We start from the raw sequence: 25,413 nt of genomic DNA, 5'->3' as shown, positions 1-25,413 counted from the left end.
TTTCCCTATTTAATCTACAAAACCAATAACAAAACGTATAATAGGCTTTGTAATTTACCGACTTTATTTTTATTAGTCTTTAGTTTCACGCGCGTACTATAGCGAAAAGCGGCGAACTTTAAAACTAAACACCACAAAAGCTTTACAATTTTGCAAGGTAGTTAACATGACATTCAAGCGTTCTCCAAATTGGAAAAAACCGGCATTTAAGAAAAAAACCACACAAAAGCCACGCCCTGCACCAGAAGATCGTAAAGTCCTTATCTTTAATAAACCTTTTGATGTATTGAGTCAATTTACCGATGATCAGCATCGCCAGACGCTCGCAGATTTTATTACAGTTAAAGACGTTTATGCGGCAGGTCGTCTTGACCGTGACAGTGAAGGCTTATTAATTTTAACCAATGATGGTGTATTGCAAGCCCGTTTAACTCAGCCTGAATCAAAATCACCAAAAACATACTGGGTACAAGTGGAAGGCGCACCGACAGAAGAAGACTTAGAAAAGCTTCGTCAAGGTGTTGAGCTGAAAGATGGCATGACTTTACCAGCGAAAGTAGAAATTCTGGAAGAACCTGACTTATGGGAGCGTAACCCTCCTGTCAGATTCCGAGCTGCCATTCCAACAACATGGATTGCTCTCACTATTATTGAAGGTCGTAATCGACAAGTTCGCCGTATGACCGCTCATATTGGATTTCCAACTTTGCGTTTAATCCGTTACTCAATGGGCGATTGGACTATTCAAGATGTCCCTCATGGCGAATGGAAGGAAGTCTCACTTTAGAACAACAATTACAAATGTAAAAAATAAGTTAAAAACAACTACCCGTTTGAGGTTTTTTAACTTAACATTAAGAAAACACTATAAGAATAAAGGAATAAAAATGAACATAATCATCAAGGTAGCAGGGATTGCTAGCGTATTATTTTTAAGTGCTTGTGCTCCAGCAGATAGAGAAGACATTAACTCTACCGAACTCACTAATGAGCACTATGACAATCAAGAAAAACAGCAACAAAACTGCATGTTGACTGGTGAAATTGGCTGCGCAAATTAAACGTACTCAATATGGAAAAGGGCTAATAGTATCAATACTATTAGCCCTTTTTATTTATCTTTAATACCGATTAAAAACAATCGTTATTACTATTATTCATCACCCATGAAACTCATGTCTGGTAATGATTCTAGATTTTCTTTATAACGCTTTTGATTAAATTCAGCGCCATTCTTCATCACATCAACGACTTCAATTGCCAACGCGCAAGCCATCATTTCAATCGCATCTTCACGTGGGTTACCCGTCATTACCAAGCGCATTAGTGTCTCTTTTACTGCAACTGGGCTGCCATCTTCAATTTGATTTTTTACGGTTTCAATCAGTGTTTCTTCCGTCATGAAATCGTCTTGTTGGTCTGTCATTTTACTTCTCACTCAATAATTTCGCCTACTATGCCATAAATGAAAAAAAGAGTGTTCATAATTATTTCGTGTTAAACATTTTCTTGCCGCTTTTGTCTTGATCAGACCAGAAATTAATGTTGAATTGAGCATCATCGCTCAATTCAATACGGTGCCAGTACTGGGGAGGACTCGTGGCAAATTGCCCTGCATTAATAACCACTTTGAGCTCGGGCTCTGTCGCCTCTGAATCGGCAAAACCATAATAAGTAACAACACCTTCCATCACACATAGTTGGCCAAACACTTCAGCAGCCGTATTGTGGTGAGTTAACAACGCCTCAGGGACATTGTCTTTAGTAAAAAATGGCGTTGAGCGTTGAATCGTCCAATTTGCGGGAATACGTAAATGACTCTCCAAATAAAAATGTAATACTTCTATGTGTGATTACCAATAATTCTCAGAGCTAAACTGCCCTGCTTTCTTACGAAGATGCTTTTCAAACCCTAGTTCATTCAATGTGCTTGCGGTGTCTTTAACCATGCTGGGATTACCGCAGAGATATAAGAAACTATCTGCTTTATTAAGCTGACATTTAGCGTAATTTTCGATCTCTCCATTGAGTAATAAAGACGGGATTCGTCCACATAAAGTTCCGGTGACATGTTCTCTAGAAATAATTGGGACATAATGGAACCTCTTCTCATATCGATTAAGTAATAATTGAATACGTTCTTGATAAATTAATTCAGACTCTGTTCTCACAGCATGAACTAGCACGATATTCTTAAACCGTATGTCTAATAACGGGGTTTCTAGTATTGAAATAAATGGCCCGATAGCGGTTCCTGTCGATAATAGCCATAAATCATCCACACTTTTTGGAACTTCATTCATTGTCATGAAGCCAGCAGCCTCTTTTCCAACAAAAATTTCATCTCCAGAATTAAGCGATTGAAGCCGGGGAGATAATTCTCCATTGTCATCAGCGATGATCAGAAATTCCATTTGTTGATGCCCTTCAGCCTGTTTTGGGTTATTCACAATCGAATACGCCCTTCTCACCCAACCACCATTCCCATCAGGTAATGCTAATTTGGTAAATTGCCCAGCCTGATACGTTTCAATTGGCGCTTCCACAAATAAACTAAATAAATGGTCAGTCCAATCATAACGACTAAGCACAACGCCTTTAATTAAGCCATGAGGAATGTCTGTCATTGTCCACCTCTACTAATTCGTATTATGTATCTCTCTAAATAAAGGAAATGCTTTCTTCATATGATCTTTAGTCACAACAAATCCTGTCAGATTATTATCTACATCATAAGCTTTAGCACATATCCCTTGTACATCAAGATCAATAGACCAACGATGTATATTGGCTGATGTATTACCCGCGAGTTGAATTGGGTAAGCGGGTGTTTTTACCTTCACCATCATATTAGGCAAGGTTAATGCTGTATCGATTCCCAATAACGTTTTAGCTAACGCATTGGCACTCAATAATATCGGTTGAAGATAGGCCATAACCTTACCTTCAATTTCAGCACAATCACCTAATGCATAGACATTTCTAGCGGATGTTTGCAATGTAGAGTCAACGATAATCCCACGATTAACCGCGATATCTGCTTTTGTCGCTAACCGTGTATTTGCCTTCAGCCCTGCCGCAGATATCACACAATCAACTTGATAGGATTGACCATTAGTTGTTGTAACTCTATACCCATCATCTTGTTTATTTACCGATTGTACGCAATCAGATAAATTCACCGTAACGCCTTCCTCTCTGCATGTATTCTCAAGCGGTAATGAAATAAAATCAGGGATCATATTGGCAAGTAAATGTGTATTTGGCTCAACCAGTATTACCGACTTTCCAGCACTAGCTAAATCCATTGCGAGCTCTGTACCTATTAAACCACCACCAACAACAAGCAATTTCTGTGCATCCAATACTTTCTGTTGAATAACTTCAAATTCTCTTAAGCTATTCAAAGTAAGAATATCTTCACATCCATCCCCATGAAAAGGCGGTATAAATGTTTGTGAGCCAGTCGCTAACACTAATTTCTCATATAACAATATTTCGCCATTTGCAGTGACTGTTTGATTCTCTGGATCAATCGATTCCACCAAGGTATACGAATGTAAAACCACATTATATTGCTCCGCAAAGTTCCCTGCGGATAACGTAATTACATCTTCAAGGTTCTGTTTTTTTGAAAACACATGGCTTAAATCTGGCTTGTTATAGTCATCACCTGCATCGTTAGTAAAGACATGAATAACGCAATCACTGTTCGTTCGACGAATTGTTTTAATTAACTGATAAGAAGCAAAACCACTGCCAATAATAACGATTGGTAAACTCATTATTTAACTCCTTACTTAACTTCAACAAAAACATCTTTGCCTAAATTACATTCAGGACATAAGAAATAGTCAGGTACATCAGCCCATACAGTATTAGGTTCTACGCCTTGGTTTGGCTCACCTATTTCAGGGTTATATACCCAATTACACACGGTACATAACATGCATTGTTTAACGTCATTTGTAGAGCTTAACGCCACCTCTTTTTCTACTGAGGATTCAGTAGAAAGATCAATCGCTATTACTTCTTTTTTCTCTTCTGCTTTTTTTTCGACATTAATGGTATTGAACGTAGTGGTTAATGGCTTTAATGCCCATTGTTTAGCAAGAAATTGACCGTGTTCGCGGCACAATTGCATCGCTTTACCATCTGGACGCCATTTTGCTTTTAAGCCTACCGCAGTTTCAAAACCAGCATCGGTTAAACGAGAATGTATTCTGTCTACCGCACCGCCATTCCAACCGTAGCTACCAAAAGCCCCTGCCTTTTTTGCGCTGAATCGAAGACCCGTGATCTCTTCTAACATGCCTGCAATTTTAGGCATCATCACATTATTCATGGTTGATGAGCCAACAAGGATCCCTTTTGAGCGGAACACACTGGTTAAAATGTCATTTTTATCTTGGCGAGAGACATTAAATACTTTTACCGCCACTGCTGGGTCCACATCGTGAATACCCTGAGCAATCGCATCCGCCATCATTCGAGTGTTGTTTGACATAGAATCATAAAAAATAGTAATTCGATCTTCTTGGTAGTTGTCAGCCCACTCTAAATATTGATGAATGATTTGAGTTGGATTGTCTCTCCATACACAACCATGAGAAGTTGCAATCATGTCTACGGGTAAATTAAAGCTTAATACTTCTTTAATTTTTGCTGTCACTAACGCACTGAATGGCGTAAGGATATTGGCGTAATAACGCAAACATTGATCCATCAATTCAGTTTGATCAACTTCGTCATTAAATAAGCGTTCATCACAATAGTGCTGACCAAATGCATCATTACTAAACAAAATTGCATCACCTGTTAAGTACGTCATCATACTGTCTGGCCAATGCAACATTGGTGCTTCAACAAACACCAATTGTTTGCCATTACCAATATCTAATGCGTCACCCGTTTTAATTGGATTAAAATTCCATTCAGGATGGTGATGATGACCTACAATTGAATCAATTGCGTTTTCAGTACAATAAATTGGGGTACCTGGAATTTTCTCCATTAATGCTGCAAGCGCACCGGCATGATCTTCTTCTGCGTGATTAATCACAATGTAATCAATACTCGCTAGGTCAATTTCCATTTCCAAATTTTGAATAAATTGATGACTAAAACGATGATCAACCGTATCAATCAATACCGTTTTCTCTTCTTGAATAAGATAACTGTTATAGCTTGTGCCTTTGGTCATTTTAAATTCAGTACCATGGAAGTCTGATACTTCCCAATCACGTTGGCCAACCCAGTTAACATTGTTTTTAATATGAATAGTCATTGTTTTTTCTCATTTAATCATTAGCGTTACAACACATATTGCATTGAGTGTGCCAACTTTCATGTCGTTGATTTTTAAAGAAAATAAATAACCAACAAACAATAAGTGTCATAATGACAATTATTTACATTTGTTAAAATGACAGTACAATCGTCAAATTAACAGTAAATGTAATGTGAGGTAACGATGAATAGCATCAAAGAAGAATGGGTTCAAATTGCGTTAGATTTAACCTCTGGGCTATCAAATAAAGACCGTTTTGAACGCTTGTTATCAACCATCAGAAACGCATTGCAATGTGATGCCTCTGCATTATTGTTGTTTAAAAACCAATACTTTTCTCCTTTAGCGACAAATGGTCTTGATAGTGATGTTATTGGCCGTCGCTTTGCTATTTCACAACATCCTCGCCTAGAAGCCATTGCCAGAGCTGGGGATATAGTTCGGTTTCCTTCTAATAGCGATCTGCCTGACCCTTATGATGGACTCATTGCTAATATAAAAAGTGAATTGCACGTGCACTCTTGCATTGGCTTACCTTTGATTGTGAATGAACGCTTAATCGGAGCCGTCACTATTGATGCGTTTGATCCTGAACAATTTGACAAATTCACCAATAAAGAACTGCGGATAATTAGTGCACTCGCCGCAACGAGCTTAAATACTGCATTATTGATGGAAAAACTGGAAAGCCAATCAAGTCATACCTTAACAACCTCATCATTTGAAAATTCACAAAATAATACGGTTGAAATGATTGGTGAATCTTCCGCTATACAAGAACTTCAAACCAACATTAATGCGGTTGCTAATACAGAACTGTCAGTATTAATTACCGGTGAAACGGGCGTAGGTAAAGAGCTCGTTGCCAGTGCTTTACATCATAGATCTACACGTTCAGAACACGTTTTGGTGTACTTAAACTGTGCGGCTTTGCCTGAATCTGTTGCTGAAAGTGAACTCTTTGGTCACGTAAAAGGCGCATTTACTGGGGCTATCAGTAATCGAAAGGGGAAGTTTGAATCTGCTGATAATGGCACCTTATTTTTAGATGAAATTGGCGAACTGTCTCTGGCTCTTCAAGCCAAATTACTGCGCGTGTTACAATATGGAGATATTCAGCGGATTGGTAGCGACAATCATATCAAAGTGAATACTCGTATTATTGCAGCAACCAATAAAATATTAAGTGATGAAGTAAAAACGGGGGATTTTAGAGCAGACTTATATCACCGTCTTAGTGTGTTTCCTATTTTTGTCCCTCCACTGCGCGACAGAGAAAATGACATCACGCTTCTTGTGGGCTATTTTGCAGAAAAAAACCGCATTAAATTAAATGCATCAAGCATTCGTATCACTCCAGAAGCTATCGCCTTATTAAATAGTTACTCATGGCCGGGAAATATTCGAGAGCTAGAACATGTAATTAGCCGAGCTGCTGTTCTTTCTAGAGCCCAAAGTAATGACTCTGATTTAACACTAAATCCGTTGCATTTTTCGATAAAAAAAGACACTCAAATTGAAAATAATCCAACTCAACAAGAAGATGCAATCAGTAAGGTGAATGCAAAAAACTTACGCTCTGCAACTGATGAATTTCAAACAATGTTAATAAAAAAAACCTATCACGAAAACCAACAAAACTGGGCAGCAACCGCCAGAGCTTTGCAGCTTGATACAGGAAATTTACATCGTTTAGCGAAACGCTTAAATCTGAAAGGCTAAATCAACATAAATAACCTTAATTTCACAGATATAATTATGTGATTTTGTTCTCGGATCTGTCCCACGCATATTCTTTCTGTTAGAATCTGCTTCAAGTTTTATTAGTGGTGTTAAAGAATGTCAGACAACAGCCAAAAGAAAGTCATCGTCGGTATGTCCGGTGGTGTGGATTCTTCAGTATCAGCCTATCTACTTCAGCAACAAGGATACCAAGTTGAAGGTCTTTTCATGAAAAACTGGGAAGAAGATGACAACGAGGAATATTGTACCGCTGCCGAAGATTTAGCCGATGCACAAGCCGTGTGTGACAAATTAGGTATTCACCTTCACACCATTAACTTTGCTGCTGAATACTGGGACAACGTTTTTGAGTATTTCCTAGAGGAATACAAAGCTGGCCGTACGCCAAATCCAGATATTCTTTGTAATAAAGAAATCAAATTTAAAGCATTCTTAGAATTTGCAGATGAAGTTCTAGATGCCGATTTCATCGCTATGGGCCATTACGTTCGTCGTACATTCCCAACGGCAGAAGAAATTGCAAATGGCGCTAAGCCTCAAATGCTTCGTGGTTTAGATTCAAACAAAGATCAAAGCTACTTCCTATACACATTAAGCTCGGATCAAGTATCTCGTAGCTTATTCCCTGTTGGCGATTTAGAAAAACCTGAAGTACGCCGCATTGCTGAAGAGCAAGATTTGATCACAGCAAAGAAAAAAGATTCTACTGGTATTTGCTTTATCGGTGAGCGTAAATTCACTGAATTCCTAGGCAAATATTTACCAGCACAACCAGGTAATATCGAAACCCCTGAAGGCAAAGTAATTGGTCAGCATCAAGGCTTGATGTACCACACTCTAGGCCAACGTAAAGGGTTACATATCGGCGGTTCTAAAGGCGGCGGCGGTAACGAAGACCCATGGTTTGTTGGCGAGAAAGATTTAAAACGTAATGTGTTAATTGCTGTTCAAGGTCATGATCACCCATTACTGAAATCTCAAGGCTTATTAGCATCTCAACTTGATTGGGTTGATCGCACTGCGATCAAAGCACCATTGAGTTGCACAGTAAAAACACGTTACCGTCAAACCGATATCCCTTGTACTATCATCCCTATCGATGATGAAAACATTAAAGTGATCTTTGATGAAGCACAAATTGCAGTGACCCCTGGTCAATCAGCAGTATTCTATTTAGGTGAAATTTGCCTAGGTGGCGGTATTATCGAAGAGCGTATTTAGGAGTAAACAAGCGTGGCTAACACTTTATTTGACAGAACCATTGCATTTGCTGGCATTTGCCAAGCGGCAAGCTTAGTACAAAAAATGGCGAAAGATGGACACTGTGATCAAGCTGCGTTTGATACTGCGATTCAATCTATTTTAGAAACCAATCCAAATAATACCGTTGCAGTCTATGGCAGCGAAGCCAATTTGCGCATTGGTTTAGAATGTCTAGTTCGAGATTTTGATAACACGCCGGCAGGCAGTGAATTAACTCGTTACTTAATCAGTTTAATGGCGTTAGAACGCAAGCTTGCTGGCCATCGCGATGGCATGAGTAAGCTTGGTGAACGTATCAGTACGATTGAACGCCAACTTGAACATTTTGACATTCATGACGAACAAATGCTTAGTAACATTGCCAGTATTTATTTAGATGTAATCAGTCCTATGGGACCTCGCATTCAAGTCACTGGCACACCTGCAATCTTACAGCAATCAATGACACAACATAAAGTGCGTTCTTTGTTGCTTTCAGGTATTCGCTCTGCTGTATTATGGCGTCAAACTGGTGGCAAACGTCGTCACTTAATTTTTGGCCGTAAGAAAATGGTAGAGCAAGCAAAAATTATTTTAGCTCGAATTTAAAAAATTAAAGCCTACTTGATTTACAGGTAGGCTTTATCCTTTAACCTTTACACATATCTAGGAGATTCACATGGAATTGTCAGCATTAACTGCTGTTTCACCTGTAGACGGTCGCTACGGAAGTAAAACAATTTCTTTACGCAGCATCTTTAGTGAGTACGGCTTACTGAAGTACCGCACTGTTGTTGAAGTTCGTTGGCTTCAAAAATTAGCAGCTACGCAATCGATTGCGGAAGTGGCTACATTAAGCGCAGAAGCGAATCAATTCTTAGATAACATCGCTGCAAACTTCAGCGAAGAAGACGCTATGCGCATCAAAGACATTGAGCGCACTACAAACCACGACGTAAAAGCAGTTGAATACTTCTTAAAAGAAAAAGTTGCTGATGTTCCTGAGCTTCACGCTATCAATGAATTTATTCACTTTGCTTGTACTTCAGAAGACATCAACAATACGTCTCACGCTCTTATGCTTAAAGAAGCACGTGACACTATCGTTCTTCCTGAAATCCGTAACGTTATCGATGCAATCAAAGCATTAGCGAACGAATACCGTGACATTCCTCTTCTTTCTCGTACACACGGTCAACCAGCTTCTCCATCAACAATGGGTAAAGAAATGGCGAACGTTGCGTACCGTATGGAACGTCAATACAAGCAAATCGAAAACGTTGAAATCCTAGCAAAAATCAATGGTGCTGTTGGTAACTATAACGCTCACCTTTCTGCTTACCCTGAGGTTGATTGGCATGCATTTAGCGAAGAGTTCATCACTGAATCTCTAGGCGTTAACTGGAACCCGTACACAACTCAAATCGAACCGCATGATTACATTGCAGAACTATTTGATGCGATTGCACGTTTCAATACTATCCTTCTTGATTTTGACCGTGACGTTTGGGGCTACATTGCTCTTGGTCACTTCAAACAAAAAACGATTGCGGGTGAAATCGGCTCTTCAACGATGCCGCATAAAGTTAACCCAATCGATTTTGAAAACTCAGAAGGTAACCTAGGTCTTGCTAACGCAATCTTTAATCACCTATCTCAAAAACTGCCTGTATCTCGCTGGCAGCGTGACCTAACTGACTCAACGGTTCTTCGTAACCTAGGTGTTGGTTGTGGCTACGCTATCATTGCATACACGTCGACTCTAAAAGGCATTAGCAAATTAGAGATCAACCGTGCAGCACTTGAAGCTGAACTAGATAAAAACTGGGAAGTTCTTGCAGAACCAGTACAAACTGTTATGCGTCGTTACGGTATCGAGAAGCCATACGAGAAACTAAAAGAACTGACTCGTGGTAAGCGTATCGACGGCGAAGGCATGCGTGCATTCATCGACGGTTTAGACATCCCTGCAGATGAGAAAGTTCGTCTAAAAGAGATGACGCCAGCAAACTACATCGGTCAAGCTATCGAGTTAACTGACAAGCTGTAATCTTCACGGTTATTGTTAACCAGATAGATTAACAAGCACTAAAAAGCCCTGTATCACACTTATAAACAGTGAGATTACAGGGCTTTTTTATGCGTAATTTACTACTCATTAAATAGATAGAATTACATTACGCACTCTTGCATTTCTTGTGCACGTTCTACGCCTTTCTCAATCAAAGATTGCGCTTCTTCATTTGAAATACTTGATAATACTTTATCTAAAAGTTTGTCTGCCGTAGATTCAGATGAGGCTTCAACTAAGCAACTATACGCATTAGAGATGTGCTCTTTGATTTCAACTAAAGCTTCAGGATTACTATAATCAGCATTAAGTGCTTCATCAATTGATTCTGCAAATTCAGAAGCCGAATCCGCGGCATCACCAAATTGTTCAATATTCAACACACTCAGATCTACTGATTCTAATTTCGATTGAGCCATATCTACTGCTTTATTGGCCGCATCTTGTGCTTTATCAATCGCTTCACTTGCATCATCACAACCAACCAAAGCAACAGTAAATAGCAAAGGCACAAATAGTTTTTTGTTCATTTTTTTCTCACTATAAAATTATAAATATCACCAAAACAGACTAACAGAAAACTAATAAAATAAGAGAGTTAGCATGTATCTAAGTATGAATGTACAAGTATAAATCATCGCTTGTGAAGCCAATGTGAACAAGGCGATTAAATAATACGATTAATATCCATATTTAATTAAGGATTAGCTGACTTCAGTCGATAAGTAATTCTATAAAATTACGTTCATCAAATCAGAGACATTATGTTTAAATCTATAAAAACACGTATAGCAGTTAGTGCAGGCCTTGCCATATTTATTACATTAAGTACGGCCATGTTGTTTACCACTATCTCTTATAACAATGTAAATGATGAGATAACTCAACATGTATCAGACCAGCTTGCCGATAACATTGATTACAAACTATTGTCTATTGCCAACCAGCAAAGTGCAGAGCTAAACGGACTTTTCTCTCCGGTTATTAGTAATTTAAAACAACTAAAATCATTATTAGAACTATCAAACCAACATAAAGCAAATTCCAGTCTTCTTATTGAACAATTCACGTCTTCATTGAAAATTCAAAATGAAAGTGTGTTTGCTGGCTACATGGTATGGGAACAAGGCCAATTCATTAAAGATGATTCTGAGCTTACTCAAAAAGCATTAAATAAAGACGGTATTTTATCTCCATTCTTTTCACCAACAGACTCTAGTTTTGAAGCGTTAGGCATGGCCAGCTTCAGTAATACTGCTCTAAACAATAATGGGGAACGTATTGATGAATGGCACTTAGCACCGTTCGAGTCTGGTAAAAGCTTTGTAATGGAACCTTACTATTACAATGTAAGAGGTAACCAAGAACTGATTACTACGATTAGTTTGCCATTAGTAGCAAATAAAGAAATTATTGGTTCTCTTGGCTATGACTGGTCAATCAAAAGCTTCCAACAAATTAGCCAGCAAGCCGCTCAAGCCATTGGCGTTCCTAATGCTGTTGTTTCTATCGCGTCATGGAACGGGACCTTATTATCTTTCAGTCAAGATGAAAGTGTCGTCGGCCAAAAAGTAAACGATGATTTTGCTCAAAACTGGACTCAAATCCAACAAGAAGTAAAAACAAACAAGCCATTCTTAAAAGACATTGGTCGATTCAAAACAGCTATCGCAACCATTAATACAGGTTCAAAGCCTTGGATTGTCATGGTATCTATTCCCGCAGAAACATTACAAAAAGAAATTACTGATTTTAATTCATTAAGCTCTCAGCTAAGTGATAACGCACTTTCTAATGGCTTGTTGAGTGGCTTAATATCGTCAATTATCGGGATTGTTATTATCTTTATTTTAGCAAAACAGATTGGCGCCTCTTTAACCAATCTAACGTCTCGTTTTGAAAATATCGCTCAAGGCGATGGTGACTTAACTCAACGTATTGAAGTCACCTCTAAAGATGAAATTGGTCAACTGGCTTTCTGGTTCAATACCTTTATCGAAAAGGTACAAAATACGCTTCATAATGCAAAAGATACCGCAGAATTAGTCTCTCAATCATCAATGAATACCATGGCTGAAACTGAGAAATCACAAATTAAACTACAAAATCAAGTAAATGAAGTCACTCAATTAGCGACGGCTATTAATGAAATGAGTGCAACAGCTCAAGAGGTTGCATCTTCTGCATTACAAGCAGCAACTGCTGCAAGTCAAATTCAAGTAAGCAGTGAAGAAGGTCAAAAAATAATGAACAATGCGGCGGCTTCTGTTGAAGAATTGGCGCAATTCATTAATGAAGCTCAAGAACAAGTGGTGAACCTAGCGGCATCAAGTAATGACATTCAAAAAATTCTGACTGAAATTGGTGGCATTGCAGAACAAACAAATTTATTAGCATTAAACGCGGCAATTGAAGCGGCTCGTGCTGGTGAGCAAGGACGTGGTTTTGCAGTTGTTGCCGATGAAGTTCGTAACCTAGCAAGCCGAACACAAAGCTCAACTCAAGAAATAAATAACATGCTTGTAATACTGCAACAAAATACTCAAAGTATTGTGACGGTAATGGATAATAGCCAGAAACAAGCATTATCAACCAAAGAAGAGACTGAAATTGCACAAGAAAACCTGAAAGAGATCAGTTCTGCTATTTTGGTTGCCAATGATATGAATAATCAAATCGCTTCTGCGGCAGAAGAACAAAGCTCGGTTTCAGAAGAGATTAATCGCAACGTAACCAGCATAAATGAAGCGGCTAATGATGTTCTTGCAGATATGCATATTTCATTAAAAGACACAGAGGCACTTACCCAAGAGAGTCATTCATTAACTAAAAAGTTGAGTGAATTTAAAACTCAATAATCCAAAGTGAAGTGACATAACATCTAATAACCTCAAGCCATGCAATATCTTATTGCATGGCTTTTTTTTGACTTATGAATATTGCCATGAACTTTATGAACAAAAAAAACTTTATGTTCTAAATACCCATTATGTGGTTCTGTCACATCTTGGAATTAGAATGTAGAAACACCTATCCCCAGATAGGTGTTAGACCGCTAGGGAGTAAAATTGCTCCCAAATCGGCATATCTCCAGCATTTTTCATCTGACCTTTGCGAAGTATTTGCCATAGCTCAATACCAACGGACCGCCATTAGAATAGTGGCGGAAGGAAACTGTTTGTTGGCGAAATTCAGGGACATCGGGGATCTCAAAATAGATAAAGGAGTTCGTCAAAACGGGTGATAATGGTAAGAATTGCTATTTATTGAGCACCAAGATGCGACAGAACCAGAGAACTTACGTAGAGCTTTGATGATCAGTGATGGTGAACTGAGTTTCTTATGGGTACGTCCATCACCTTTTCCTTCACCGTTATCGCCGTTGTCGTTGTCCTGCTCCCAATGGTACTTACCTTCATCAACAAGGTGATACGCCCTAGGATGGCAATAAAATCATAGTCACTATAAATACACACCAATTAACAAACGGTTATAAACATACACCGATGCTGAAATGGCGTTGGTGTTTTTCCCCTGCTGCCATTTCTTTTTTTCATGCTACAATCCCCTTCTATTCATATATCTGAGATTTCACATGCCATTTTCCAAACTTGGGTTAAGCGATCCAATTTTAAAAGCCATCGACGAATTGGGTTACCAAGCGCCTACGCCAATTCAACAAAAAGCGATTCCCGTTGCGCTTACCGGAAAAAACTTAATTGCTGCTGCGCAAACTGGTACTGGTAAAACCGCCAGCTTTGTATTACCAATTTTAGAAATACTCAGCGAAAACCCAACTAAAGTGCGAGCAAAACGTATCCGCGCACTTATTTTGACACCCACTCGCGAATTAGCGATCCAAGTTGAAGAAAACATTCAACAATACAGCAAGTATATCGATATCAGCTCTCTTGCTATGTATGGTGGTGTTGATTACAAGAACCAAAAAGAACGTCTAATCGAAGGCGTTGATGTTCTGGTTGCTACACCTGGTCGTCTTTTGGATATGTACACTCAACGTGCTATTCATTTTGATGAAATTGAAATCCTAGTCTTAGATGAAGCAGATAGAATGCTAGACATGGGTTTCATTGAAGACATCAATAAAATCATCGAGCGTTTACCATTAGATCGTCAAAACATGCTGTTCTCAGCAACCTTGTCTGATCAAGTTCGTTTCTTAGCGAAAACGGCGGTAAATAATCCGATTGAGATTTCGATTTCACCAAAAACGACATCTGCACCACAAATTGATCAATGGTTAATTACGGTAGATAAAGATAAAAAATCGGCACTGCTTAGTCACTTAATTACAGATAATGAATGGGACCAAGCGCTTATCTTTATTGAGACTAAACACGGTGCAGCTAAATTAGTAGGCCAATTAGAAAAACGTGGTATTACAGCAGAAGCATTCCACAGTGGTCGCAGCCAAGACGCTCGCGCCAAGGTACTGAATGACTTTAAAGAAGGCAAACTAAAATATTTAGTTGCCACTGGCATTGCTGCTCGTGGTATTGATATTGATGATCTAACCCGTGTTATAAACTACGATTTACCTTTCCCTGCTGACGATTATGTTCACCGTATTGGTCGTACTGGTCGTGCTGGAGCTAAAGGTGAAGCGATCTCATTTGTTTCTCGAGATGATTTTAAAAACTTGTGCATGATTGAAAAACGTCTTGGACACTTAATTGTGCGTAAAGAAATCCTAGGATTTGAACCAAAGAAAGACGTGCCAATTTCAATTTTGAACTTTAAGCCAGAAAGAAAGCCAGCACCAAAGTTCTAACCACAGCTTTCGTTAAAAAACGCCCATACTTTTACTAGAAAGAGAAGTGAAAAGTATGGGCGTTTTTATATCTATCTGTTGATTAAGAAGATTTATAACAGATGTTTTAATGCTTTCTCTGCTCTTTCGTACCCTAAGTCGATCATCTCAGCAGTACGTTCAAACTCAAAGGTTCCACACGCATCTCTTGCTATTTCAACCGTAATATCCGGCGGATAAGCTGCGAGCTTTTGTCTTGCAATGGTACTCTGCATCGCATCAAATGCTTGATTTGCAATGTCGTACATACCTAAATCAATTCTTGATGTTTTTGCGGTTAAAGAACCAAAATAATCACTGACTTTTCGATGAAAAGGCATTTCTTCTTCTGATTCATCATCTGAAATATAAGTTTGAACTTCGTTAAAACCATCGAGCTTATAAGTAAGTTCACCCGCAAGATTTACCGCTAAAGTAATATCTGAATGGTCTCCAAAAGTTGGGGCAATAGGCACTGGGTTTAGTACTCCACCATCAATTAATGTTTTTCCATTCAATTCAATGGGCATTAAATATAAGGGTAATGAAATAGACGCTCGTATCGCTTGTAATAAGGGACCTTTTTGTAACCAAACTTCTTTCTCATTACTGATATCAGCAGCGACAGCAGTGTAAGGGATAGCAAGATCTTCAATGTTTAAATCACCTAGAATATGTCCTAAACGATTCATGACTTTCTCACCTTTAATTAATCCACCTTTACCCCAGTTAAAATCCATTAAAGAGACAATGTCGAGTTTAGTTACCGTTCGCATCCAAGCTTCAAATTCATCTAGCTTTCCTGCCGCATACACCCCACCAATAACAGTACCAATTGAACAACTGGATACAGAGACAATCTCAAAATCATGTTCTTCTAACCAACGAATGACACCAATATGAGCAAGCCCTCTTGCTCCACCACTGCCTAAAACCAATGATACTGTCTTTTTACTCACAATCCCTCTCCCTGCCAAATAATATCCATACGTCCTAAATATTATTCCGCTTTAATATCCATAAATTGAGCGTTTAACACTTGTTGTAACTCTTTGGGGGCAAGACCTATATCTAGACCTCTTTTACCACCACTGACATACATGGTTTGATGCAATTCAGCACTAATATCAATCACCGTTTTTAAGCGTTTCTTTTGCCCTATAGGGCTAACTCCGCCCATCACATACCCTGTTGTTTTTTGTACTAGTGTAGGATCCGCCATCTTGGCTTTTTTACCACCCGCAGCTTTAGCAATTAATTTCATACTCAAATGAGCCGCGACAGGAATAATCCCGACGACCAATTCTTTTTCATCAACTTGAACGACTAACGTTTTAAATACCTCTTCATGAGGTAAACCTAATTTTTCTGCCGCTTCTAACCCATACGCTTGCGCTTTCGGATCATGATGGTACTCAAGCACCTGATGTTCTATTTTTGCTTTTTTTAATAGTTTCGTTGCTGGTGTCATTAATGTGTTACCTTTAAAAACAAACCTATCATTTAACTGCTTTATACTTTAATACTATTCTGCGTTTTAAAATAGGTGCGCTCTGGTCGTCCAACACTGCCATAAGACAAGTCTGCACTCAATTCTCCAGAGCTGATAAGAGATTCTAAATAACGACGAGCGGTGGTTCGACTTGCGCCAATTAACTCACCTGCTTGATCCGCCGTTAACTGATTTTTATTAACAAATAACTGACGCACCTTTTCAAGAGTTACGCCATCAATGCCTTTCGGTAACCTTGATATGGTTGCTGAGCTAGTGGAATTCAACATAGCATCTACCATGGATTGATCAATATCAACTCAATTTGTAAATTGTTGTTTTTGACTTAAGTATTTATTTATTGATTCTTCTAATCGACTAAAAATCACAGGCTTCAATAAATAATCTATCACACCACCACGCATCGCTTCTTGCAGCGTATTCACATTTCTGTCTGCCGTAATTAAGATCACATCGGGTGATGATTCTTTTTGACGTAATTGTCGTAATATATCAAGGCCATTGCCATCAGGAAGATAAATATCTAACAACACTAAATCAGGATTTAATACATCAAATAAGATCATTGCCTCTTCTTTACTCGCCGAAATTCCGATGTCATCTTCTACAATAACAATGCGATCTTTGATGGGATCTGTAATACGAATGCCCTCTTTGTTTCCCACAACGATAAACGCGGCGCCAATGGAAGAGCGTAATCGTTCTATTTTATCTTTAATCAAACGTGGGGAGTTTTTCTCTACTGCTTCCATGACTATTGGCGATTGAGCAAGAAACCGAGCAATCCCTAATGCTTTATCCCCACAGTCTTGCGACTCCCAGCACTTAACATATAAAAACGCACAGATAGATAAAAGGAGAAATTTTACGATCCCAGAGATGGTCATCACTGCTAACAATCGACGTCGAAAACTTAAATCACGCCAAGACATAAATTCCTCATTTTTCTTATAAAGCCCACAAATAAAAACCATCACAAGCCATTAACCTATTCTTAAACCTTGTTCATACTCTTGATCACACCTTATAAATATTTTCATCAATTCCATAGTAAATTAGGGGAATTGATTCAATATAGACCTATTTATGTGGTATAAAGCAAACGCTTCTTTTCTGATGTTTTAACTCTTTCCTAAAGGTTCCCGTTATTATGAAAAGCGATATTGATATCTGCCAAACTGCGACACTTATAAGAATGAAAACGATTGCGTCCAACTTAGGCCTGCATGATGATGACATTACGCCACAAGGTCGCTATAAAGCGAAAGTCAATATTGATGCCTTAAAACACCTTGAAGATAAACCAAGTGGAAAACTGATTTTGGTTACCGCAATCACTCCAACCCCTCTTGGTGAAGGAAAAACGGTAACAACCATTGGCCTTGCTCAAGGCTTAGCTAAATTAGGGGAATCGGTCAGCGCTTGTATTCGTCAGCCTTCAATGGGCCCCGTATTTGGAGTAAAAGGCGGTGCCGCGGGTGGTGGTTATAGCCAAGTAGCTCCAATGGAAGAGTTAAACTTGCACCTAACTGGTGACATTCATGCGATTACTGCCGCTCACAACTTAGCCTCTGCAGCTATTGATGCTCGAATTTACCATGAGCAACGCCTAGGCTATGAAGTCTTCGCTAAAAAAAATGACCTCCCAGCATTACGAATTGATCCAACACAAGTGGTTTGGAAGCGAGTAATGGATCATAACGATCGAGCACTGCGTATGGTGACGATTGGTAAAAATGAAGACGATAAAACCATTAATGGTTATGAACGTGAAGACGGTTTTGATATTACTGCCGCTTCGGAATTAATGGCAATACTGGCTTTGGCGAGCGATCTTCAAGATTTACGTCAACGCATAGGTCGCATTGTTGTCGCATATAATCTTGATGGTGAACCAGTAACAACCGAAGATCTACAAGTGGCTGGCGCAATGACGGTCACCATGAAGTTTGCGATTAATCCAACCTTAATGCAGACATTAGAAGGTGTTCCGACTTTTGTTCACTCAGGTCCTTTTGCTAACATCGCTCACGGTAACTCTTCTATTATCGCTGATAATATTGCCTTAAAACTGACTGATTACACCGTGACTGAAGGTGGATTTGGTTCAGATATGGGGTTAGAAAAAGCGTGTAATATAAAAGCAGCAGTCTCTAAAAAAGCACCAGACTGTGCCGTCCTAGTTGCGACATTGCGTGGTATTAAAGCCAACTCTGGCTTATTCCCATTATCACCAGGGCAAGCGTTACCAAAAGAGTTATTTGTACCAAATCAAGATGCATTAAATGCAGGATTAACTAATTTACAATGGCATATTGCTAACTGTGCTAAATATGGCTTACCTGTTGTCGTTGCTATAAATCGATTCCCTGAAGATACTCAAGAAGAGTTAGATTTCTTAAGAGATTGGGTCTCAACATTATCAAGCCATGTAAATGTTAATGTCGCCATCAGCGAAGCGTTTGTTAAAGGTGGTAAAGGTGCAATCGACCTAGCTAAAAAAGTGGTCTTAGCCTGTCAAAAAACCACAAAATTTACACCTTTATATACGTCTGAAATGAGTCTATTTGATAAATTAAATGCAGTCGCTATCGAAGGTTATGGTGCAGAATGCATTGAATTATCAAAAAAGGCACAACGACAATTAGAAAAATTCGAGCAATTAGGCTATAAAAACTTATCAGTATGCATGGCTAAAACGCCAGCCTCAATTTCTACTGATGGCAATATTAAAGGTGCACCGTCTGATTTTGTTGTACCCATTCGTGAACTTAAATTATGCGCAGGGGCAGGCTTTATTTACGCTTTATGTGGCAATGTTATGACGATGCCAGGCTTACCAGAAAAACCCGCATTCATGAATTTAGACATTGATAATGAGGGTAACATCACAGGATTAAGCTAAGATCACATTACTTAATGTAGATCATGTTCTATGTGTTACATTTACTGTTAATCTAGCTTCAACTTTTTATATAAATTTAAATAATAATTTTGAGGTTATCCTAATGGATATGACTAATGCTCAACGCCTAATCCTTTCAAACCAGTACTACTTAATGTCGCAAATGGATCCTGAAAATGCAGAGAAATACAAACGCCAACAACTAATCGTTGAACGTGGCTATGAACTGCAAATTCGTGAATTAGATAAAGATTTTGGTAGCATTACAGAAACTGAATGTCGTGAAATTATCGACTTCATGGAGATGTACCATGCAATGCAAGAATCTTACAACATGCTTATACCTGAGTGCCAAGCTAAAGTAGATGCGCGTCGTCTTCAATTTTTAGGTTTTGATATTGCAACTGAAGCACAACAAGTACATTACGTTCGCTTCTTAACAAGCTCTGAAGGTTTATATCTTCAATTTGATAAAGCAGACCACCACTTTAATAGCCAAATGCCTATGATGGACAAATACCGTCGTATGCTGACAACATGGCGTAACTGCCCACGTCAATACCACCTATGCTCAACGGAAATGGCGCAAATTTTTAACGCATAATCCAAACGGCATAAATAATCATTTGAATCCTCGCACTTGCGGGGATTTTTTATACCTACAATTCAATGTTTTTTCATTATGATTAAATAGAAAAAATCCTCACTGACAGATCAGTGAGGATTTTAGTTTTCTAACCTGATTGATAATTAACTAAGAATCCACCCTTATAGATTAACAGTAATATCAACATTGTTGGTCAGATTAGAATTCATAACGAAGACCTAAGTGGTAGTAATCTTCTTCTGCATCGTTCCAGCTCATCACATTGTTGCTAGGTAATGCTGCGTTTCCATTTTCGCCATTACGCATTACATAACTTGTGTAGATAGAAGAACGAGCCGTTAAGTGATACTGAAGTTCTAATGTTGTATCTTTATATTCACTTTCATCGCCACCGCTGTTTTCTAGAGCACGGTAACCAGCACGAGCTGTCCAATCATCATTAATGTTATATACCGCTGTTAATTCGTAGCTCTTATCCGTTGATTTACCTGCATAAACACCTTCAATTTCATCTTGGTTATACATAGCTCCAAGTGTTAATGCATTTAACTTATATTGAAGACCTGCACCCCAGAAAGTGTAATCTGCATCTGGATTAGTCGCATTTTCACCCGTACTGTTTGCTTGATATGCAACAATAGGAATTAACTGACCCGCATCACCCATATCAAAGGTATAACGACCTACCGCATTATAAGAACCATCTTGATCTGAATCTGAGTTACCTAAAATATACGCAACCGACATATCAAACGAACCAAAGCTGTTTTGATATTGAACAGTGCCATCTTGACGGAAAGTTTGTGCTGCTGAATTATCAATAAGCTCAAGTTGACGACCAATAAGAACATCAGATGCCGCAAATACATCACCTACATCAGAAAGCATAATGATGCCTGAAGCAACACGACCAAAGGTTACTTTACCGTATTCAGAACCATCGATACCTGCCCATACATAACGAGGAGTAAAGCTATTATCTGTACCACGTTGTTCAGCTGCACCTACTGAATACTCAGCCCAACCAATAACTGATACTTTATCGTTAACGACTTGAGAGCCACCTAAACCAATACGTGCATCGAAATTACCTACCGCATCGCCATCTTCACCCATACCAGCACGGTCTGTAATATTAAAACCTAAACGGCTGTATACATCGATTGTCGAACCATCTTCTGCTGTATGTACTGTTGCTGCAGATGCTGAACCGGCCATTAGAAGTGCTGGTACTGCTAGTGCTAAAAGTGTCTTTTTCATGTTATACGCCCTATATTTTTGAACTTATTTTGGTTTAGCTGTTCTACTGTTTAGACGCCAAACTCAAGAATACTTGTAATCCATACATGTTTATCTGAATCCGTTGAGACAAATCATGCCCTATTAATTCGCTTTGAAAAATAAAGCGTATTCATAGTTTGACCAAGTTCAAAAACAGCCTTTATAAAAAAATATAAATACATAATTTTCAAAAGGTTAAGATGTAAATATCAATATTAAAATTTACCTTTTCACATATAGAAACATGTTAGATCACATTTTTCTAGACTATTATTAACAATAAAAGTGATATTGATCACTATCGCTTGATAACAAAAAAGGTCTTGTTATGTTCTATTAGAGGCTAAATTTGAAGGGTGTCACATTATTTATTTCGAGATGAAAAATTAATAGACGGATAGATTTTTTATTAGAGGGTCTTTTTATTCTAGAAATGAAGAAGTACACTGCTTCCCTCATCTAATTTCAGGTCTGGTTATGTCGTATCAATGCCCTTTATGCCAACACGAATTGTTCTTTGCCAACAACCAATACCGTTGTGAAAACAACCATCAGTTTGATAACGCAAAAGAAGGTTATGTAAACTTGATGCCAGTTCATCATAAGCGTTCTAAAAATCCGGGCGATAATAAAGAAATGATGCAAGCAAGACGTGCATTTCTTGAAGCAGGCCATTACCAACCAATGCAACAACAAGTTGCTGACTTATGTGAAAGTTATATCACTGAGGACAATTCAAGCCTGTTAGATATAGGCTGTGGTGAAGGTTATTACACCTCAAAGATTGCTGAGCAGTTGAACGATAAAAATACAGCCGTCTTTGGATTAGACATTTCAAAAGTAGCGATTAAGTACGCAGCTAAACGTTATCTCAATTGCCAATTCAGTGTTGCTTCTAGCCACCGTTTACCTTTTTCAGATCAAAGTTTAAATGGCATAGTTAGAATTTATGCGCCATGTAAAGCCGAAGAACTGAGTCGTACGATTAAACATTCTGGGCATTTATTTACAGTCACACCAGCAAGCCACCATTTATACCAACTACGTGAAGGTGTTTATGGCGATGTTCGCTTACACGATGAAGCATCAGAAGAAATAACTGGCTTTGAACTTATTGAAGAGAAAAAATTAACTTACAATATGCAGTTGAACGGACTTGAGGCGTTACATTTATTAGATATGACGCCTTTTGCTTGGAAAGCAACAGCAGAGTACAAATCAGAGCTAAAAGAGAAAGCCCTTTTTGATTGCAAAGCTGATTTCATGATCAGAGTTTATAAGAAAATATAACGCCACAATAAGGCCATCTGAATAATGTTGATTCAGATGGTTTATTTGTTTTCAGTATTTGCGTTAGCAACAGCTTGATCAACTTTTTGTAACCCACTGTCTTCTGCTCTCAATTCTTTATCTTTAAGTAAAGACTGTTTCAATAGTGCAGAGTACAAAGGCTGACCACCAAGTGCTTGAGCAATAAAAGTGGCACCTAACGTTGTGACGAGTAAAGGTAATATTAGTTGGTAATTATTCGTCATCTCTACCACAAGAATAACGCCAGTCACTGGAGCTCTCACTGTCGCAGCAAATAAGGCCCCCATACCCGCAATAGCATAAACACCTGGATCTGAAACCCATTCAGGGAACCATGCCGCCATCACAACACCAAAAGACAAACCAAGTAATGTTCCTAACGCTAGCATAGGCGCAAAGATCCCACCGGGAGCTCCTGACGAGAAACACGCTACCGTAACTATAATTCGTAGTGCAAAGAAGCCAACCATTACCATCCATGCCATAGGGCTATAAAACATCTCAGTGATGATTTCCATGCCGCTGCCAGATAAATTTGGTATGTACAAATGCAATAAGGCGAATGTACCGCCAAACGCAGCCCCCATTAACACAATGCGAGCCAATTTATTTTGGTGATACGCCTTTACTTTACTTGTCCCTTTTAAGATCCATTTATTGAAATTAACACCAATAATTCCAAATAAAATGCCTAAAATAGCAAACAGAAGTAGAGAACGAAGGGGTGGAACATCAAAACTTGGTATCGTAAGAAATGCTTCTTGACCATGAAGAGATCGCATAACAATAGTTGCAACAGCAGTCGCTAACGTTACACACTTAATAGAGGTAATATTATAACGAAATTGAGGGCGCATCTCTTCAACGACAAAAAGGATCCCCGCTAACGGTGCATTAAATGCCGCAGCCAAACCAGCGGCAGCCCCTGCCGCTGTTAATATATGAGAAGAATGACTAAATCGCTTACCTTTACTTGCAATCATTTGCCCCACAGCCCCACCAATTTGAATTGATGGTCCTTCGCGGCCAAGTACCATACCTGAGCCAATGGTTAACGTACCTGCAATAAACTTAACCGGTAACACTCTAGCCCAACGAATAACATGCGTCCCGTCTAATGCTCCTTCAATATGAGGAATACCACTACCCGCGGTTTCTGGTGCAAACCTAAAAGTAAGCCAAAACCCTGCGGCAGCCATTGCTGCACCTGCAAGAACGGCAGCTACGGGCGCTAAATATTCAGAATAAGGGAAGGTATGTATGAAGTGTAATCGTTGTTCTGAAATTAAACGAATTGATGCTTCAAATAATGCAACGACAGAACCAGCAATGCCACCAACTAACGCTGATAAAAAAAGCAATGCATAGTAATCAGTTTGTGTTGTTAAAAACTTAGGAGTAGTACGATGCTTAAGCATCCCACCTTGAAAGAAGCGAAAATTTGGCGATTTTGGCATTTATCAAATCAACTTAGCACTAAAGAGCATTATCAGTATTAATCGGATGGAACTCACAAATAATTATACGCTCCGTAATTGAATAGACCCTAACCATTTGTAAAAACTTAGATTGATTAAATGACCAAGATCGACCTTTGATATAAATCAAAGAAATAATTTAAACTTAGAATAAAAAAAGCCCACTGCATTTATTTAATGCAATGGGCTTAATCAAGAATAGATAAGGCAAAGCTTACTTAATAAAGACGGCTACCATCTGGACGAGAACGTAATAAGTTTAAAACCCACATATATTGCTCAGGACGCTCTGTTACTAATTGTTCAATCGCAATATTCATCGCTCTTGCATCCTGCTCTTCATCACCAGAAGGAAAATCAGCAATGGCCGGTAATGTAATGATCTCAAACTGCCCTGTTTCCGCATTATACGACGGTAACATTGGAACTACTTTTGCCTTAGACAAACGAGCTAACTTACCAAACCCTTTAAGAGTCGCTTTCTGAGTTGCAAAAAACGGGACAAAAACACTGTTCTGAGGTCCATGATCTTCATCTGGTAAATAGTAAGCTAAGTACCCTTCTCTAATCGCTTTGATTAACGGCTTAATCCCTGCACTTCGAGCGTATATTTTACCGCCATATTGCATACGTTGAACGTGCATCAACCAATCAGTGATTGGGTTCTTTTGTGGTTTCATCATGGTTGTTACATGATAGCCACGAGAAGCTAATAAGATCGCAGGGAAATCAATAGCCCATGCATGTGGTGCTAAAATAATGATGTTTTCTTTTTGTTCAAGTAATGGAAAAAGATTCTCTCCCCCAACAAAAATACCACGATTTTCATTATGTTTACGACTTCTAACAATCAACTCAGAAAAACCAAGCATCACCTGGGCACCTGTAATGTAGGTTTTTTCAAGTAATTCCCGTTGTTCTTGCTCTGATTTTTCAGGAAAGCAAGTGGCTATATTTAACTTAGCTCGTTTAATGCCGCCACTTGGTTTTTTAAGAACTAATTTAACAATTTTTGCCGCGAGCTTATCGCGTAATCGAAAAGGAACAAACGCTAAAATAATAGCAAAAGCTATCCCTAACCACGTAGGCCAATATCTTGGGTGTAGAAATGCCCATTGAAAAGTTGGGTTATAAACGTTTTTATCGACTTTTTTACTCATGA

At 38.7% G+C, this 25,413-nt stretch carries 22 protein-coding genes and 1 pseudogene; 11 read left to right on the top strand and 12 right to left on the bottom strand.

The genetic code is table 11. The annotated features are described in order from the left end of the window. Positions 1 to 166 precede the first annotated feature (166 nt). Positions 167 to 787 carry a pseudouridine synthase gene (locus A6E03_RS10640; RefSeq protein ID WP_065593729.1) on the top strand — a complete coding sequence of 207 codons (621 nt, stop codon included), beginning with the start codon at positions 167 to 169 and terminating at the stop codon, positions 785 to 787. Positions 788 to 887: 100 nt separating this feature from the next. Continuing rightward, complete coding sequence (locus tag A6E03_RS20070; protein ID WP_141676999.1) at positions 888 to 1,061, top strand: hypothetical protein; 174 nt, start codon at positions 888 to 890, stop codon at positions 1,059 to 1,061. 92 nt (positions 1,062 to 1,153) lie between these two features. Here A6E03_RS20070 and A6E03_RS10635 read toward each other — a convergent pair whose 3' ends face one another. The 5 genes from A6E03_RS10635 to norV all read right to left on the bottom strand — a co-directional run bounded on the left by A6E03_RS10635 (position 1,154) and on the right by norV (position 5,287). Beyond that, positions 1,154 to 1,426 (bottom strand): hypothetical protein, encoded by a 273-nt coding sequence (locus A6E03_RS10635; protein ID WP_065593730.1) that lies wholly within the window; start codon positions 1,424 to 1,426, stop codon positions 1,154 to 1,156. Between the two features lie 61 nt (positions 1,427 to 1,487). Continuing rightward, positions 1,488 to 1,826, bottom strand: coding sequence for a DUF1971 domain-containing protein (locus tag A6E03_RS10630; protein WP_065600836.1), 339 nt, complete (start codon positions 1,824 to 1,826; stop codon positions 1,488 to 1,490). Between the two features lie 27 nt (positions 1,827 to 1,853). Further along, a complete protein-coding gene (locus tag A6E03_RS10625) occupies positions 1,854 to 2,627 on the bottom strand; it encodes a ferredoxin--NADP reductase (protein ID WP_065600835.1) in 774 nt (257 codons plus the stop codon). A 12-nt stretch (positions 2,628 to 2,639) separates the two neighbouring features. Beyond that, a complete protein-coding gene (gene norW / locus A6E03_RS10620) occupies positions 2,640 to 3,785 on the bottom strand; it encodes an NADH:flavorubredoxin reductase NorW (protein ID WP_065600834.1) in 1,146 nt (381 codons plus the stop codon). Between the two features lie 11 nt (positions 3,786 to 3,796). Further along, positions 3,797 to 5,287 carry an anaerobic nitric oxide reductase flavorubredoxin gene (gene norV, locus A6E03_RS10615; protein ID WP_065593734.1) on the bottom strand — a complete coding sequence of 497 codons (1,491 nt, stop codon included), beginning with the start codon at positions 5,285 to 5,287 and terminating at the stop codon, positions 3,797 to 3,799. 186 nt (positions 5,288 to 5,473) lie between these two features. Here norV and norR point away from each other — a divergent pair, with 186 nt between their 5' ends. From norR to purB, 4 genes are all read left to right on the top strand, one after another. Then, positions 5,474 to 7,012, top strand: coding sequence for a nitric oxide reductase transcriptional regulator NorR (norR, locus tag A6E03_RS10610; protein ID WP_065593735.1), 1,539 nt, complete (start codon positions 5,474 to 5,476; stop codon positions 7,010 to 7,012). Positions 7,013 to 7,129: 117 nt separating this feature from the next. Next, complete coding sequence (mnmA, locus tag A6E03_RS10605) at positions 7,130 to 8,254, top strand: tRNA 2-thiouridine(34) synthase MnmA (RefSeq protein WP_065593736.1); 1,125 nt, start codon at positions 7,130 to 7,132, stop codon at positions 8,252 to 8,254. A gap of 12 nt (positions 8,255 to 8,266) precedes the next feature. Then, complete coding sequence (gene hflD, locus A6E03_RS10600) at positions 8,267 to 8,884, top strand: high frequency lysogenization protein HflD (RefSeq protein WP_065593737.1); 618 nt, start codon at positions 8,267 to 8,269, stop codon at positions 8,882 to 8,884. Between the two features lie 70 nt (positions 8,885 to 8,954). Further along, positions 8,955 to 10,325 carry an adenylosuccinate lyase gene (purB, locus tag A6E03_RS10595; protein ID WP_065593738.1) on the top strand — a complete coding sequence of 457 codons (1,371 nt, stop codon included), beginning with the start codon at positions 8,955 to 8,957 and terminating at the stop codon, positions 10,323 to 10,325. 122 nt (positions 10,326 to 10,447) lie between these two features. Here the strand turns inward: purB and A6E03_RS10590 are convergent, their stop codons facing one another. Further along, on the bottom strand, positions 10,448 to 10,876 hold the full coding sequence (locus A6E03_RS10590; protein ID WP_065593739.1) for a hypothetical protein: 429 nt from the start codon (positions 10,874 to 10,876) through the stop codon (positions 10,448 to 10,450). A 234-nt stretch (positions 10,877 to 11,110) separates the two neighbouring features. On the opposite strand from A6E03_RS10590, the gene A6E03_RS10585 reads away from it, so the two are divergent. Both A6E03_RS10585 and A6E03_RS10575 read left to right on the top strand, forming a co-directional pair. After that, complete coding sequence (locus tag A6E03_RS10585; RefSeq protein ID WP_065600833.1) at positions 11,111 to 13,204, top strand: methyl-accepting chemotaxis protein; 2,094 nt, start codon at positions 11,111 to 11,113, stop codon at positions 13,202 to 13,204. A 737-nt stretch (positions 13,205 to 13,941) separates the two neighbouring features. Next, complete coding sequence (locus A6E03_RS10575) at positions 13,942 to 15,138, top strand: DEAD/DEAH box helicase (RefSeq protein WP_065593741.1); 1,197 nt, start codon at positions 13,942 to 13,944, stop codon at positions 15,136 to 15,138. Positions 15,139 to 15,230: 92 nt separating this feature from the next. On the opposite strand, the gene A6E03_RS10570 is transcribed toward A6E03_RS10575, so the two are convergent. The 3 genes and pseudogenes from A6E03_RS10570 to A6E03_RS10560 form a co-directional block, all read right to left on the bottom strand. Then, complete coding sequence (locus A6E03_RS10570; protein ID WP_065593742.1) at positions 15,231 to 16,115, bottom strand: patatin-like phospholipase family protein; 885 nt, start codon at positions 16,113 to 16,115, stop codon at positions 15,231 to 15,233. A 41-nt stretch (positions 16,116 to 16,156) separates the two neighbouring features. After that, positions 16,157 to 16,627, bottom strand: coding sequence for a Cys-tRNA(Pro) deacylase (gene ybaK / locus A6E03_RS10565; protein WP_065593743.1), 471 nt, complete (start codon positions 16,625 to 16,627; stop codon positions 16,157 to 16,159). A 41-nt stretch (positions 16,628 to 16,668) separates the two neighbouring features. Then, positions 16,669 to 17,265: pseudogene (locus A6E03_RS10560) on the bottom strand (response regulator); the annotation flags it as partial. A 554-nt stretch (positions 17,266 to 17,819) separates the two neighbouring features. Between A6E03_RS10560 and A6E03_RS10555 the strand changes: the two are divergent. Both A6E03_RS10555 and A6E03_RS10550 read left to right on the top strand, forming a co-directional pair. After that, positions 17,820 to 19,574, top strand: coding sequence for a formate--tetrahydrofolate ligase (locus A6E03_RS10555; protein WP_065600831.1), 1,755 nt, complete (start codon positions 17,820 to 17,822; stop codon positions 19,572 to 19,574). 103 nt (positions 19,575 to 19,677) lie between these two features. Beyond that, complete coding sequence (locus tag A6E03_RS10550) at positions 19,678 to 20,178, top strand: YfbU family protein (protein ID WP_065593745.1); 501 nt, start codon at positions 19,678 to 19,680, stop codon at positions 20,176 to 20,178. A 201-nt stretch (positions 20,179 to 20,379) separates the two neighbouring features. On the opposite strand, the gene A6E03_RS10545 is transcribed toward A6E03_RS10550, so the two are convergent. Next, on the bottom strand, positions 20,380 to 21,441 hold the full coding sequence (locus A6E03_RS10545) for a porin (protein WP_065593746.1): 1,062 nt from the start codon (positions 21,439 to 21,441) through the stop codon (positions 20,380 to 20,382). Positions 21,442 to 21,939: 498 nt separating this feature from the next. On the opposite strand from A6E03_RS10545, the gene rlmA reads away from it, so the two are divergent. Further along, positions 21,940 to 22,752, top strand: coding sequence for a 23S rRNA (guanine(745)-N(1))-methyltransferase (gene rlmA, locus A6E03_RS10540; RefSeq protein ID WP_065600830.1), 813 nt, complete (start codon positions 21,940 to 21,942; stop codon positions 22,750 to 22,752). Between the two features lie 41 nt (positions 22,753 to 22,793). Here rlmA and clcA read toward each other — a convergent pair whose 3' ends face one another. Continuing rightward, positions 22,794 to 24,230 carry a H(+)/Cl(-) exchange transporter ClcA gene (clcA, locus tag A6E03_RS10535; RefSeq protein WP_065593748.1) on the bottom strand — a complete coding sequence of 479 codons (1,437 nt, stop codon included), beginning with the start codon at positions 24,228 to 24,230 and terminating at the stop codon, positions 22,794 to 22,796. Positions 24,231 to 24,469: 239 nt separating this feature from the next. Next, entirely contained in the window at positions 24,470 to 25,411 is a 942-nt protein-coding gene (gene lpxM, locus A6E03_RS10530) for a lauroyl-Kdo(2)-lipid IV(A) myristoyltransferase (RefSeq protein WP_065593749.1), read from the bottom strand. Positions 25,412 to 25,413: the final 2 nt, after the last annotated feature.

Origin of the sequence: Aliivibrio sp. 1S128 (assembly GCF_001691065.1) — a bacterium.
GTDB lineage: Bacteria > Pseudomonadota > Gammaproteobacteria > Enterobacterales > Vibrionaceae > Aliivibrio.
The sequence above is the reverse complement of the archived record's forward strand: the minus strand, read 5'-3'. Positions and strand labels throughout refer to the sequence as shown.

Coding starts and splice junctions, on each gene's coding strand:
- lpxM (WP_065593749.1), bottom strand. CDS start 25,411: ATGAGTAAAAAAGTCGATAAAAACGTTTATAACCCAACTTTTCAATGG.
- norV (WP_065593734.1), bottom strand. CDS start 5,287: ATGACTATTCATATTAAAAACAATGTTAACTGGGTTGGCCAACGTGAT.
- purB (WP_065593738.1), top strand. CDS start 8,955: ATGGAATTGTCAGCATTAACTGCTGTTTCACCTGTAGACGGTCGCTAC.
- A6E03_RS10640 (WP_065593729.1), top strand. CDS start 167: ATGACATTCAAGCGTTCTCCAAATTGGAAAAAACCGGCATTTAAGAAA.
- clcA (WP_065593748.1), bottom strand. CDS start 24,230: ATGCCAAAATCGCCAAATTTTCGCTTCTTTCAAGGTGGGATGCTTAAG.
- mnmA (WP_065593736.1), top strand. CDS start 7,130: ATGTCAGACAACAGCCAAAAGAAAGTCATCGTCGGTATGTCCGGTGGT.
- rlmA (WP_065600830.1), top strand. CDS start 21,940: ATGTCGTATCAATGCCCTTTATGCCAACACGAATTGTTCTTTGCCAAC.
- A6E03_RS10585 (WP_065600833.1), top strand. CDS start 11,111: ATGTTTAAATCTATAAAAACACGTATAGCAGTTAGTGCAGGCCTTGCC.
- A6E03_RS10555 (WP_065600831.1), top strand. CDS start 17,820: ATGAAAAGCGATATTGATATCTGCCAAACTGCGACACTTATAAGAATG.
- norW (WP_065600834.1), bottom strand. CDS start 3,785: ATGAGTTTACCAATCGTTATTATTGGCAGTGGTTTTGCTTCTTATCAG.
- norR (WP_065593735.1), top strand. CDS start 5,474: ATGAATAGCATCAAAGAAGAATGGGTTCAAATTGCGTTAGATTTAACC.
- A6E03_RS10550 (WP_065593745.1), top strand. CDS start 19,678: ATGGATATGACTAATGCTCAACGCCTAATCCTTTCAAACCAGTACTAC.
- A6E03_RS10590 (WP_065593739.1), bottom strand. CDS start 10,876: ATGAACAAAAAACTATTTGTGCCTTTGCTATTTACTGTTGCTTTGGTT.
- A6E03_RS10575 (WP_065593741.1), top strand. CDS start 13,942: ATGCCATTTTCCAAACTTGGGTTAAGCGATCCAATTTTAAAAGCCATC.
- A6E03_RS10635 (WP_065593730.1), bottom strand. CDS start 1,426: ATGACAGACCAACAAGACGATTTCATGACGGAAGAAACACTGATTGAA.
- ybaK (WP_065593743.1), bottom strand. CDS start 16,627: ATGACACCAGCAACGAAACTATTAAAAAAAGCAAAAATAGAACATCAG.
- A6E03_RS10545 (WP_065593746.1), bottom strand. CDS start 21,441: ATGAAAAAGACACTTTTAGCACTAGCAGTACCAGCACTTCTAATGGCC.
- A6E03_RS20070 (WP_141676999.1), top strand. CDS start 888: ATGAACATAATCATCAAGGTAGCAGGGATTGCTAGCGTATTATTTTTA.
- A6E03_RS10625 (WP_065600835.1), bottom strand. CDS start 2,627: ATGACAGACATTCCTCATGGCTTAATTAAAGGCGTTGTGCTTAGTCGT.